Source organism: Ruegeria sp. CE8 (assembly GCF_056537465.1).
The window spans coordinates 526,167-539,114 of sequence record NZ_JBQFRP010000001.1 but is presented as its reverse complement, the minus strand read 5'-3'; the positions used below and the strand labels follow the sequence as shown (position 1 = coordinate 539,114).

The window sequence follows — 12,948 nt, the reverse complement described above, 5'->3', positions numbered from 1 at the left end:
AAAATGGGGACGCACATGCTTCTGAAATTCGATCAGGTTCAGAAATCCTATCCCGGTGGTCGCCCGGTCCTGCGGAATGTGTCGCTGTCACTGGATCGCGGGCAGACGCTGGCCCTGACCGGCGAAAGTGGCAGCGGCAAGAGTACGCTGCTGAACCTTGCCGCCGCGCTCGACACAGCAGATGGCGGAGAAATCACGTTGGATGGTACTGCGCTGTCAAATCTGGATGACTCGGGACGCGCAGCCCTGCGCCGCACGTCTTTGTCGTTGGTTTTTCAGCAGTTTAATCTGATCCCTTCACTCACGACCGGCCAGAACCTGTCTTTTCATGCCCGTTTGGCGGGGTGTCATGATCCGGATTGGTGTGCCCACTTGGCTGATCGGTTGGGCTTGTCGGATATGCTGGATCGATACCCGGAGAACCTGTCGGGCGGGCAGCAGCAGCGCGTCGCCATCGGTCGCGCCATGGCCGCACGACCCAAACTGCTTCTGGCGGATGAGCCGACGGGAAACCTCGACGAAACAGCCAGCTCGACCGTGCTCGACCTGATGTTGGCTTTGGTCGCCGATACGGGCGCTGCGCTGCTTTTGGTCACCCATTCGCACGAGATCGCGGCGCGACTGGATCGGCGGGCGCACCTGACAAGCGGGCATGTCGAATGACACTGACCGTCATACAGGCGCTGGCCTCGCACTGGCGTGCACACCGTCTGCAACTGGCGACATTGCTCATTGGGCTCGCTTTGGCGACCGGGTTGTGGTCCGCCGTTCAGGCCATCAACGCCGAGGCACGTGCGAGCTATGACCGCGCCGCCGATCAATTGGCCCTTGGTCAGTATGACGAGCTTCATGACCCGACCCGCCCGATCCCTCTCTCGCGTTACGTCGACCTACGGCGTGCCGGATGGCAGGTCGCAGCCGTACTGGACGGACATCTTCGCATCGACGGGCGAGCTCTGCGCGTTCTTGGGGTGGACATGGTCGCCTACCCAACCCTGCCCGCAGTCACGCAGATGGAGCAAAACGGAACACCGCCCGACCCCGCCGACATACTGACTGCGCCCGGTCGGTTGTTGGCAAGGCCAGAATTGGAGCCGCTGCTGGTCGGTCAGGCGTCTTTTCCACCGGTGGTGACAAGTGACGCGCTGCCGCCGGACCTTATTCTGACAGATATCGGCGTCGCGGAAACTCTTCTGGACCGGCGCGGGGAAATTTCCCGCCTCATTGTTCTGCCGGAACAACCGGGCAATGTGGCGCCGCTCGCGGAAATTGCGCCTGAGCTGGAGCGGACAGCGGCTGCGTCGCAGCTGGAAACCGCTCAGTTGACAGACAGCTTTCATCTAAACCTGTCGGCCTTTGGTCTTCTGTCTTTTGCAGTCGGGTTGTTCATCGTGCACGGCACCGTGGGGCTGGCCTTTGCACAGCGACGGGCAATGATCCGGACGCTGCGGGCCTTGGGGGTTTCGGTGCGACGCCTTGTCTGGCTGATCATGGCCGAGTTGTCGGTGTTGGCGATCATCGGTGGCACACTTGGCCTGCTGCTGGGCTTCTTCCTTGCAGGCGCTTTGCTGCCAGACGTCGCGGCGACCTTGCGGGGTCTGTACGGTGCGCCGGTCAGCGGGCAGATAACTTTGCAACCGCAATGGGTTCTGACCGGTCTCGCGATGGCTTTGGGAGGCACTTTTCTGGCCAGCGGACACGCATTGTTCCGACTGTCACGCATGCCAATTCTCAGCGGAGCGGGTTTGCAGGCTTGGCGCAGTGCCGCCTCTGGCAATTGGGTGACAGCCCTCGCGGGATTGGCTGCCATTGTTGGCGGGATTGCCACCCTACTTGCTCTTGGAGGATTGATTGCAGGCTTCGCAATGGTGGCCGGGCTGCTGATCGGGTCGGCGCTTGTTTTGCCCTTTATCCTGTCGCGCATTTTGATCGTGCTCCAACGCGCTGCACGGGGGCCGGTCGCCCAGTGGGTATGGTCAGACATGCGCGCGCAACTGCCGGGTCTGTCTCTGGCACTGATGGCGCTTTTGCTGGCGTTGGCCGCGAATATCGGCGTGGGGACAATGGTGTCCAGTTTTCGGCTTACCTTTGTCGGCTGGCTGGATCAGCGCCTGACATCCGAGCTGTATGTGACCGCTGCCGACGATCAACAGGGTCAACTCATCTCGGACTGGCTGACCCCTCAGGTCGACGCTGTGCTGCCGATCCGCAGTGTTGAACTGGCGCATCCAACAGGGCCATTGTTCCTTTATGGTGTTATTGACGATCAGACCTATCGGGAAAAATGGCCTCTGATTTCGTCATCGCCCGGTGTTTGGGATCGCGTCATAGACGGGTCCGCCGTGCTGATCAACGAACAGCTTGCCCGCCGAGAAAACCTGTGGCCCGAAGACGTGCTGGCGATTACTCCAACCACCTCTATGACTATCGCGGGTGTCTATTCCGATTATGGCAACCCAACCGGTCAGGCCATCGTTTCAATGTCTCAATTCGACCAGATCGCACCCGGGGCCGAGACGCGCCGGTTTGGCGTTCGTATCGCACCCGAGCGGGCCACGGATCTGGCGCAAGACCTGCGAGACCAATTCGACCTGCCGCGCCGCGCGGTCGTGCAACAGGCCGCGATGAAGGCACAATCCATGGACGTTTTCGAAAAGACATTCGTGGTGACGTCAGCGCTGAACATACTCACGCTGGGGGTCGCAGGGTTCGCCATTCTGACCAGCTTGTTGACCTTGTGGACGCAGCGCCTGCCGCAGATTGCTCCGGTCTGGGCGCTGGGGCTGACACGTGCCAAGCTGGCCCGGCTCGAGCTGTTGCGCAGCGTACTGCTGGCCGCTCTGACGGCCATCTTTGCGCTGCCGTTGGGGTTGGTCCTGGCCTGGGCTTTGTTGGCCGTCATCAATGTCGAGGCGTTTGGCTGGCAATTGCCGATGTACCTTTTCCCGGCGGATTGGGTGTACCTATTGCTGTTGACGCTGTGTGCAGCCGTTATCGCAGCGGCCTTGCCCGCAATCCGATTGTTGCGTCTGCCCCCTGCGGACCTGCTGAGGGTGTTTGCCAATGAGCGTTAGGATTTGCCTGATCCTGCTAATCCTGACCCTGCCGGGCATTGGCCGCGCGCAAGGTTATGCAGGGCTTGGCGGTTCCGCCGAAGGGTTCACGGTGCCTCAGCCCGACTACCAGTTTCAATTCCCGCAGGATCATGGCCCTCACCCGTCTTATCGGATTGAGTGGTGGTATCTGACGGCGAACCTTAAGGGTGAGGACGGGCGCGACTATGGAATTCAGTGGACTCTGTTCCGGTCGGCGCTGAAACCGATTGAGGCTGAGGGTTGGCAAAGCCCACAACTCTGGCTAGGCCATTCCGCCGTAACCACACCCGACACGCATTACTTCGCCGAGCGTCTGTCGCGTGGCGGTATTGGTCAGGCGGGCGTTACCGCCGACCCGTTTGAAGCCTGGATCGACGAATGGCATATGCGCGGCCCGGACTTGGAAACCCTAAGCCTGTCAGCAAATGGGGCGGACTTTGGGTACGATCTGACACTTGAAGCCAAGGGACCGCTCGTTTTTCACGGCGAGGACGGATATTCGGTCAAATCTGCCGATGGACAGGCCAGCTATTACTATTCTCAACCGTTTTATGACGTCGAAGGTACCTTGCACTTGCCGGGTGGAGATGTCGCCGTAACAGGAAATGGCTGGCTGGACCGGGAGTGGTCCTCACAACCTTTGGCAGCGGATCAAAGCGGATGGGACTGGTTCTCACTCAGTCTCGACGACGGCGACAAGATGATGGCCTTTCGCCTGCGTGGGGACCGTGGCGACTTCACCGCGGCCACATGGATCGGGCCGGACGGCAATACCACGGCAATACCTGATGGCTCCGTCGCGTTTGAGCCACTGACAACCGCCCGGGTCGCCGGGCGAGATGTTCCCGTTCAATGGCGCGTTACGCTGCCCGATCGTGATCTGGATGTCGAGGTTTCGGCTCTGACGCCCGACGCCTGGATGGCGACACGGTTCGAATACTGGGAAGGTCCTGTTCAAATCACCGGCAGCCATTCCGGGCGCGGGTATCTTGAGATGACCGGGTACTAGGCCCCACTCTGTATGCCGTCACATGACAACGGCGACGCTTTTCCAACGTATCCAAGGTGCAAGGATGAGTATTCGCGCCAAGTCTGCTTTGCACCCAATGAAACAATGGCCTTTCCCCAGTCAAGGTCATACGTTGCTCATGAATTTCCAATCGCAGAAGAATTTGAATGATCAAATACAGCCTCTTGTCTCAGTAACCCGGTAGCAACTCTGTAATTGAGTGGTTTGGTCGTACCCCGAACTTTCATGATGCAGAAATAGTTAACCTTGACCTCAGGCAGTCTAAGACCAGTTCCATGGGCCTGCACTTGTGAAACACTACGGATTCCATTGACGACAACGGGCGTTGGCTAACTGACAAGCACGCCCTTGTGAAAATCGCTTTCGAAAAGGTGGACAAAATCGAATTGTCAGATTTTGACTTTGAACACATCGGTATCGTTTATACTCTCGAGATTTTAGGGCCACCTGCGTCAACGGAAGCCAGATGGACAAGTTCTGTCGGGGTTGAAGGCAGAATCACGGGAAGCGGAGTGTCCGTCTCCTTTTCTTCGTACCGAACCAAGAACACTTAGTCGCAAAGTTGTTCCTGGCACCTACCCTTTGATCAGAACTGACCGCGGCTAAAACGATACTGCGACCGAGGCGAACACCCAATGCGCTCGCCTTGAAGGAACTCCGCTATCGCACCACGTAAACCGAGACGTTCGAATGCCGCACGACCCGCGCGGCGTTCGGGCCCAGCAGATAGTCCTTGAAATCGGGTTTGTGCGCCCCGATCACAATCAGATCGCTGCCCGCGCTTTCGGCGGTTTTCAGGATTTCCTGATAGGCTGTACCGGTCGCGACCACATGGCGGATCTTCTCATTCCTATCCGCCCCAAGGGCCGAGATGCACATCTCGGCCAGTTTGGTATGGGCCTCTTCCATCGCCTTGTCGTGAAAATCGCTTTCGAAGAAGCCGGAAACCCAACTTTCCCCAAAGTCCGGAAGGACAGTGACAACATCCAGCTGTGCGTTCTCTTGATCGGCCAGAGCAGCAGCTTTTTTCAGCACGTGCGTATCAAGATCGCCGTTGCTGATGTCGATGGCACAAAGAACAGCGTTTGTCATGCGGGCACCTCTTGTCTGGCGGCTCGGCCGCGCTGAAGGAAAGCGATCAGGCCCAGCAGAAGAAGGGCCGGAATATAGATCAGTTGTTTCGGAGGCTGGCTGGACGGCAAGCTGACCGAGGTCAGACGCACGGCCTCATCCCCGTAATAATCGAAGATGTCCAGATCGTCGGCTACCGGGGACCCGAACATCGGCTCTTCCAGTTTCATCAGACCGTCTTCTTCGATCAGCAGAAGGCCCATAGCGTCAACGCGTGCCTGACCACCCTCTTCGCTTCCAACAGGCACAACCACGGTTGTATCCGTCATTTCCAGCGTATCGAAGTCCGGCCCGCTGATGACCATTCGTATTTCGGTGCCCGGCGGCGTGTTTCCGATGGTTTCCACGAATGCCGACGGCTCGACCGAGGTAAATGGCGGTGAGATGCGGTTCATGAAAAAGTCGGGCCTGAACAGCGCGAAGGCCACCAGGATCAGTGCAATGCTTTCATAGATGCGGCTGCGGGTCAGGAAGTACCCCATAGTACCTGCGGTGAAGACGAGGATCGCGATTGTGGCGAATATCGCCACTGTTATCCCCTCGATCCACGTCACATCGATCAGCAGCAGGTCCGTGTTGAAGATGAACACAAACGGCAGCGCCACGGTCCGCAGGCTGTAGAAGAAGGCCGTGAAGCCAGTTTTGATGGCATCGCCCCCCGACACGGCGGCAGCCGCAAAGCTAGCCAGACCAACCGGTGGCGTTACGTCCGCCATGATCCCGAAGTAGAACACAAACAGGTGCACCGCGATCAGCGGAACGATCAGGCCGCTTTGTGCGCCAAGTTCCACGACCACGCCAGCCATCAGCGAACTGACCACGATGTAGTTCGCCGTGGTCGGCAGACCCATGCCAAGGATCAGGCTGAGCAGGCCGACCATCACCAGCATCAGGATCAGATTGCCACCCGACAGGAACTCGACCAGATCGGCCATCACCTGCCCGACCCCGGTCAGGGTCACGGTGCCCACGATCACGCCTGCAGTTGCCGTGGCAAGTGCGATACCGATCATGTTCCGCGCACCATCGATCATGCCCTGCCAAAGGTCAGCGACACCGTCGATGAACGTGTTGTACACATTGCTTTGCCCACGGAAGATCGCCTTGAGAGGCTTCTGCGTCAGCAAGATCACAAACAGCAGCGCCGTCGCCCAGAAGGCCGACAGGCCCGGCGATTTCTGTTCGATCATCAGGAAGTAGACCAGAACGATTATCGGCAACAGATAGTGCAGACCGGCTTTGTAGATGTCCGCGATGACCGGCAGGGTGACTTCTTTGGCGTTCGGATCATCCGGCTCCAGGTCCGGCACGGTGGCCGCCAGCTTCAGCAGCACTACATAGACCGCGCAAACAATCAGGCTAAGGACAAGACCCGCCATCGACGGCACCCAATTGGTCACCGCTTCCACCGGGAATTGCGAGCCATAGCAGAGGCCGGCAAAAATCAGGAAGAAGGACAGCATCCCAACCACGGTGCGTGCCAGATGCACGTCGCGGTCGCCCAACGTGGGCATGTTCCGCTTCACCGCTTCAAGGTGCACGATGTAGACCAGCGCGATGTAAGAAATCGCGGCGGGCAGGAAGGCGTGGGTGATGACCTCGACGTACGAGATGCCGACATATTCCACCATCAGGAAAGCCGCAGCACCCATCACTGGGGGCATGATCTGGCCGTTCACGGAACTGGCAACCTCGACCGAGCCCGCCTGTTCACTGCTGAACCCGACGCGCTTCATCAGTGGAATAGTGAATGTCCCGGTGGTCACAACGTTGGCGATGGAAGAACCCGAAATCAGGCCGGTCGCCGCCGAGCCCACAACGGCTGCTTTGGCAGGACCACCGCGCAGGTGGCCAAGAGCGCCAAACGCCATCTTGATAAAGTAGTTCCCTGCCCCGGCCTTATCCAGCAGCGCGCCGAACAGAACAAACAGGAACACAAATTTGGTGGAAACACCCAAGGCGATTCCGAAGACGCCTTCGGACGTGATCCACATGTGGCTCATCGCCTTTTTCAGACTTGCGCCCTTCCAGCGGATAACTTCGGGCACCCATTCTGAGGACCCAAAGAAAACGTAAGCAAGGAAAATCGTCGCGATAATCGCCATTGCCGGGCCAAGCGCGCGACGCGCGGCCTCAAACAGCAACAGCAGACCGACCAGTGCGACCCACTTGTCGGTATCATCCGCAAGACCACCTGCGTCGACGATCTTGTTGTAGAAGAAATACCCGTAAAGGGCGACAAAAGTACCCAGCAGGCCCATGATCCAGTCCTGAATCGGGATGTAATCGCGCGGGCTGGATTTCAGCGCTGGATAGGCCGCAAAGGCCAGGAACATCGCAAAGGCCAGGTGAAACTGCCGCGCGTTGTTCACAACACTACCCGGCAGGACGTAATTCGCCAGCGGCGAGGCCAGAACGACCTGAAAGATCGACCAGATCGCGGCCACAACGGCTAGAAAAACTCCGACATTACCGACCGGATTACGCCCGCCCGCATCGGACGAGGCTACAAGATCCTGCAGCTCTGCTTCGGATAGCGGTTGGTTGGATTGTGTGTCGGAACTCATGAAATGTCTCCCCGTCGCGGCCATTTTGGCCTTCTGAACCACCCGATTTGTTCGGGTTTGGGTGGCAGGGCGCCGTTAGGCACCCTGCATTAGGTCTGGTTTACTGAATCCAGCCTTTTTCTTTGTAGTACTTCTCGGCGCCCGGATGCAGCGGAGCCGACAGGCCGTCTGCGATCATCTCTTCGGGCTTGAGGTTGGCGAAGGCCGGGTGCAGCTTTTTGAAGTCGTCGAAGTTTTCGAAGACCGAGCTGACAACCGCATAAACCGCGTCATCCGACACGTCTGCCGAAGTCACGAAGGTCGCGCCAACACCAAAGGTCGCGGTGTCGCCATCCGAACCACGGTACATGCCACCGGGGATGGTTGCGGTACGGTAGAACGAGTTGTCGTTGACCAGCTTGTCAACTGCGTCGCCGCTGACATTTACCAGAACCGAGTCACACGCAGTCGTGGCTTCCTGGATCGAACCTGACGGGTGACCAACGGTGTATACCATCGCGTCGATCTGGTTGTCGCAGAGGGCTGCAGACTGTTCAGCCGCCTTCAGCTCGGTCGCCAGTTCGAAATCGTCGGTGGTCCAGCCCATTTCGCCCAGCAGGACTTCCATTGTGCCGCGCTGACCGGAACCGGGGTTGCCGATGTTGACGCGCTTGCCCTTCAGGTCCTCGAAGTTGGCAATGCCGGAATCAGCACGGGCCACAACGGTGAACGGTTCGGGGTGCACCGAGAATACCGCGCGCAGACCTTCGAACGGGCCAGCCTCTTCGAATTTCGAGCTGCCGTTAAACGCGTGGTACTGCCAGTCGGACTGAGCAACACCAAACTCCAGCTCACCTTCGCGGATGGTGTTGATGTTGTAAACCGAACCACCTGTTGACTCGACCGAGCAACGCACACCGTGCTCTTTACGGCCCTTGTTCACCAGACGGCAGATCGCACCACCAGTGGGATAGTAAACGCCGGTCACGCCGCCGGTACCGATAGTGATGAATTCTTCTGCATAAGCGGCCGGAGCCATAAGAGCAGCGGTAACGACCGCACCCAGGCTAAGCTTGCTGCTGTTTTTCATTTTTGAGAACTCCCAACTCTTATTGTGGATGGGAAACCGATCAGCGACCCCCATCCAGGGACCTTGCCGGTACGGCAAGCACACCCGTCTTGCAACGGGTCAAGCATCTGAAAATTCAAAGTCTCCCAACATATTTGACGTTTCATTCAGACACTCTGCTTGTCAACCCCTGCACCGGGACAGATCGCCCAGATCAGCAGATGTGAGGGAAAATCCGCAAGTTTCCCCCTATTATCCAGCGCTTTTGGACAGATCGACGCTGCCCTGGGAACCTACGAGCGGCGGCTTGCTAAATGCGTATAAACACTTTGAAAGTCGGAACGGCCAATCTAGGCTCGAGCAAACGACCAAGTGTTTCAAAAAACTGGTGGAAGGGGTTCTGGACAGTGGACCGAAAATCTCCCAGCCCGATGCTAATGATCGCTCTTGCCCTGAGCGCATCGATTGCCGCTTGGGGCATAGCCGACCCTCAGGGCCTTGGTCGCATTGCTACGTCCGCTGTGGCCACGCAGTTCGACAGCCGAGGCTGGTTCATCATGCTTGAGGTCAGCGGTCTATTGTTTGTGGCATTGTATCTGGCCTTGTCGCGGTTCGGGGACATCCGTCTAGGCCCCGACTCGGCGGAACCGGAGTTTTCGACCTCCGCATGGATCGCAATGCTGTTCGCGGCGGGCATGGGTGTGGGGCTTTTATTCTATGGGGCGGCCGAGCCCCTGACGCACTACGAAGTGCTGCGCCAGTTCAATAGCGATCCCGAAGCCGCCAGCTATGCGATGTTCGTGACCTATCTGAACTGGGGATTTCATGCTTGGGCAATTTACGGGATCGTTGGATTAGTCATCGCCTATTTCGCCTATCGTCGCCATCGCAGTCTTTTATTGAGCGCGCCAGTCACGGACGCGCTGGGAGAGGCAGGATGGACGAAGGCGATGGCCTGGGTTTTTGACCTGCTGTCGATCGTTGCGATTGCTGTAGGACTGGCAGGTTCTATGGCAATGGGGGTTTTCCAGATTCAAACCGGCTTGGCCGGGTTGCTCGGTGTCGAGTCTCCGGGCGTGCTGACCCTGCCCGTTTTTGCTGTGCTGTGCGTCGCGTTCATAATCCCTCTGCGGCGCGATTTGGGCGACGGGATGGCCCTGCTGTCAAACGCGGCAATGCTGATTGCTGTCGGGATGATGGTATATCTTTTGGTCCTGGGTCCTACCTCGTTTTTGATGGATGGCATAGTTTCAGGTTTCGGACGGTATCTTTTCGGCGTCCTACCCGCAGGGTTTTCAACGGCAGAGTTCTTCGACGACATCGTAACCGACTGGTTTCAGGGGTGGACACTGAACTACATGATCTGGTGGCTAGCCTGGTCGCCTTTTGTCGGAATCTTCATCGCAAGAATCTCGCGCGGTCGTACGATCCGCGAATTTCTGATCGGGGTCGTTGTCACCCCGACACTGTTCTCAATCCTGTGGTTCGGGGTTTTCGGTGGCTTGGGCTTTTTCGATGCCCTGCGTCAGGAAGGAGCCTTGTCGGCGGTCAACGCTGAAAACCTTGACGCAACCACATTTGCACTGCTCGAACGGTTCCCACTGGATGGCATTACAAGGACAGCAACAATTCTGGCGGCGTTTCTTTTCGTAGTTACCAGCGTCGTCAGCGCGGGATTTACGCTCGCAATGATCGGAACCGGAGGCGACGATAACCCTTCCCCAAGGATTCGAACGATCTGGGGCATAATCCTCGGCGCTTTAGGGCTGGCCATGATTCTGGTTGGCGACATCTCACTGGTCAGATCCATCATCGCCCTGTCTGCCATTGCCTTCGTGTTTATCGTGCCGATCCTCGTTATCTGCCTGTTCAAATGTCTCGCGCAGGAGGACCAATCATGAGCGGCCAGTTGATCGACACCGCACTGAACCTCGGCGTTTTTGCCTATATCGGTTTTTTGGCATGGCTGATCCTGCGAAACGACCGGCGCTAAACACGTCAATACGCGGCTGCCGCACGTCTGGGGAGACATTTTTTGGTTTTCGGATGCGGTGTGGTGCCCAAGGAGAGACTCGAACTCTCACGATGTTACCATCGGGGGATTTTGAATCCCCTGCGTCTACCATTCCGCCACTTGGGCCACGAACATTGGATTAGCGTTCATGTTCGGGAAGGTCCAGAGGCAAAAATCAACCGATATTCAATTTGTTTTCCCTGGACAGTGTTGACGCCCCTTCGGGTGCATGGTTTGGCTTGCCCGACACGAGAACGGGATTTTGGCACCTTATGTTGCGATCGCTATATGACTGGACCATCCGTCTGGCCGAACATCCGCATGCACTGTGGGCGCTGGCTATCGTGGCATTCGTCGAAAGCTCGTTCTTTCCGATTCCACCCGATGTCCTGATGATTCCCATGATCCTTGCGCGCCCGTCACGCGCCTGGCTGATCGCCACCGTGGCGCTGGTTGCTTCAGTGTTGGGCGGGATGCTTGGGTATGCGATCGGCGCGTTTTTCTATGAGAGCATCGGCCAGCCCATCCTCGAATCTATGGGCAAGGCGCAGGCCATGGAAGAGTTCAACGCCAAGTTCAACGACTTCGGCTTCTGGGCCGTGTTGGGAGCGGGCGTAACCCCCTTCCCGTACAAGGTGATCACCATCATGTCCGGCTGGACGGGCATGCCACTGGGAACGTTCATCGCCACATCGATTCTGGCGCGGGCGCTCAGGTTCTTTGTTGTCGCCGGGTTGCTCTGGGGCTTTGGCGATCCCATTCGTAACTTCATCGAGAAACGTCTGGGCCTTATGTTTACCCTGTTCATCATCCTGCTGTTCGGTGGGTTCTTAGTGGTGCGGTATCTATGACGCGTAGAAACTTACTGATCCTGATTGCCGCTGGCGGGTCCGCTGCGCTGCTACTTGGCGCATGGGGCTTCCAATATTTGGGCGGGATGGCCCCGTGTAAAATGTGCATCTGGCAACGCTATCCGCATGGCGCGGCCGTCGTGATCGGCGTGTTAGCCTTTGCCTTTCCCGGTGTTCGGCTATTACTTCTGCTGGGTGCTGCCGCGGCAATGACCACAGCGGGCATCGGCATGTTTCATGCAGGTGTCGAGCAGAAATGGTGGGAAGGCCCAACCAGCTGTAGTTCTGGTGATATCGGCGGATTGTCGACGCAAGAGTTGATGGATCAGATCATGTCCGCGCCGCTGGTGCGCTGCGATGATATCCCATGGGAGATGTTCGGCCTGTCGATGGCCGGGTGGAACGCTCTGCTCTCGGCTGGTCTGGTCCTGATTTGGCTGGCCGCGTTCCGCGCGAAGTAAACGTTACATCTCGTCCAGTTCGGCATCCCAATACAGAAAGTCGATCCAGCTATCGTGCAGGTGGTTCGGTGGGAATTTCCGGCCGATATTCCGCAGTGCCTCGGCATCCGGCTGGCGTGGGGGTTTGCGCAAGGTCATACCCGCCTGCCGCAACGATTTTGAGCCCTTTTTCAGGTTACAGGGGCTGCAAGCTGCCACCACGTTTTGCCAGCTTGTGACACCACCTGCGGCACGGGGAACAACATGGTCAAAGGTCAGGTCGCCGCGGCTGCCGCAGTATTGGCAGCAGAATTCATCCCTCAAAAATAAATTAAAGCGCGTGAAGGCCACGCGCTTTCTGGGTTTTACATAGTCTTTGAGGACAACGACCGACGGTATTCGTATCTCGGTACTCGGGCTTCGAACGACCTCGTCGTACTCGGCCACGATGTCGACCCTGTCCAGCCATGCCGCCTTTATCGCTTCTTGCCAGGGCCACAGGGACAGTGGGTAGTAGGACAAGGGGCGATAATCGGCGTTCAAAACCAATGCCGGATGGTGCTTTAGGGCACCCGGTTCCCTGACAAATTCGGTTCTGAAGTCTCCGTCCATATCAGAATCGCTCCTCGCTCTGCTCTGCCCGTTTTTGACATCAGAGCGGGGAACACCCGCCCCGGCCTTAGCTTAACTATATATCGTGTTAAAACTCTGACAAGCCCTGAGTTTCCACAATATCTCGGGGATTGGTAAAGCCGAATCCGTAACAACATCG

At 57.7% G+C, this 12,948-nt stretch carries 10 protein-coding genes and 1 tRNA gene; 6 read left to right on the top strand and 5 right to left on the bottom strand.

What is annotated here, in order from left to right; all coding sequences use genetic code 11:
* The first annotated feature begins 15 nt into the window (after positions 1 to 15).
* The 3 genes from ACR0AA_RS02730 to ACR0AA_RS02720 are packed head-to-tail and all read left to right on the top strand — an operon-like array spanning position 16 to position 4,104.
* Positions 16 to 663: an ABC transporter ATP-binding protein gene (locus tag ACR0AA_RS02730; RefSeq protein WP_480755383.1), complete on the top strand. Its 648-nt coding sequence runs from the start codon at positions 16 to 18 to the stop codon at positions 661 to 663.
* On the top strand, positions 660 to 3,074 hold the full coding sequence (locus ACR0AA_RS02725) for an ABC transporter permease (RefSeq protein ID WP_480660318.1): 2,415 nt from the start codon (positions 660 to 662) through the stop codon (positions 3,072 to 3,074). Before ACR0AA_RS02730 ends, ACR0AA_RS02725 begins: the two co-directional genes overlap by 4 nt.
* The gene (locus ACR0AA_RS02720) at positions 3,064 to 4,104 is read left to right on the top strand and encodes a lipocalin-like domain-containing protein (protein WP_480755382.1); all 1,041 of its coding nucleotides are present in this window, start codon (positions 3,064 to 3,066) and stop codon (positions 4,102 to 4,104) included. The genes ACR0AA_RS02725 and ACR0AA_RS02720 overlap by 11 nt, the downstream gene beginning before the upstream one ends.
* Positions 4,105 to 4,785: 681 nt before the next feature.
* Here the strand turns inward: ACR0AA_RS02720 and ACR0AA_RS02715 are convergent.
* The 3 genes from ACR0AA_RS02715 to ACR0AA_RS02705 all read right to left on the bottom strand — a co-directional run bounded on the left by ACR0AA_RS02715 (position 4,786) and on the right by ACR0AA_RS02705 (position 8,892).
* On the bottom strand, positions 4,786 to 5,217 hold the full coding sequence (locus tag ACR0AA_RS02715) for a universal stress protein (RefSeq protein WP_480660322.1): 432 nt from the start codon (positions 5,215 to 5,217) through the stop codon (positions 4,786 to 4,788).
* Positions 5,214 to 7,823, bottom strand: a complete 2,610-nt coding sequence (locus tag ACR0AA_RS02710; protein WP_480755381.1) for a TRAP transporter permease — start codon at positions 7,821 to 7,823, stop codon at positions 5,214 to 5,216. Before ACR0AA_RS02710 ends, ACR0AA_RS02715 begins: the two co-directional genes overlap by 4 nt.
* Positions 7,824 to 7,923: 100 nt before the next feature.
* A complete protein-coding gene (locus tag ACR0AA_RS02705; protein ID WP_480660326.1) occupies positions 7,924 to 8,892 on the bottom strand; it encodes a TAXI family TRAP transporter solute-binding subunit in 969 nt (322 codons plus the stop codon).
* A 386-nt stretch (positions 8,893 to 9,278) separates the two neighbouring features.
* Here ACR0AA_RS02705 and ACR0AA_RS02700 point away from each other — a divergent pair, with 386 nt between their 5' ends.
* Positions 9,279 to 10,772 (top strand): BCCT family transporter, encoded by a 1,494-nt coding sequence (locus ACR0AA_RS02700; protein WP_480660327.1) that lies wholly within the window; start codon positions 9,279 to 9,281, stop codon positions 10,770 to 10,772.
* Between the two features lie 153 nt (positions 10,773 to 10,925).
* Here the strand turns inward: ACR0AA_RS02700 and ACR0AA_RS02695 are convergent.
* Positions 10,926 to 11,011, bottom strand: a tRNA-Leu gene (locus tag ACR0AA_RS02695).
* Positions 11,012 to 11,157: 146 nt separating this feature from the next.
* Between ACR0AA_RS02695 and ACR0AA_RS02690 the strand changes: the two genes are divergently transcribed.
* Complete coding sequence (locus ACR0AA_RS02690) at positions 11,158 to 11,736, top strand: YqaA family protein (RefSeq protein WP_480660329.1); 579 nt, start codon at positions 11,158 to 11,160, stop codon at positions 11,734 to 11,736.
* Positions 11,733 to 12,197: a disulfide bond formation protein B gene (locus ACR0AA_RS02685; protein WP_480755380.1), complete on the top strand. Its 465-nt coding sequence runs from the start codon at positions 11,733 to 11,735 to the stop codon at positions 12,195 to 12,197. The genes ACR0AA_RS02690 and ACR0AA_RS02685 overlap by 4 nt, the downstream gene beginning before the upstream one ends.
* A gap of 3 nt (positions 12,198 to 12,200) precedes the next feature.
* On the opposite strand, the gene ACR0AA_RS02680 is transcribed toward ACR0AA_RS02685, so the two are convergent.
* A complete protein-coding gene (locus ACR0AA_RS02680) occupies positions 12,201 to 12,788 on the bottom strand; it encodes an HNH endonuclease (RefSeq protein WP_239335047.1) in 588 nt (195 codons plus the stop codon).
* Between the last annotated feature and the right edge of the window lie 160 nt (positions 12,789 to 12,948).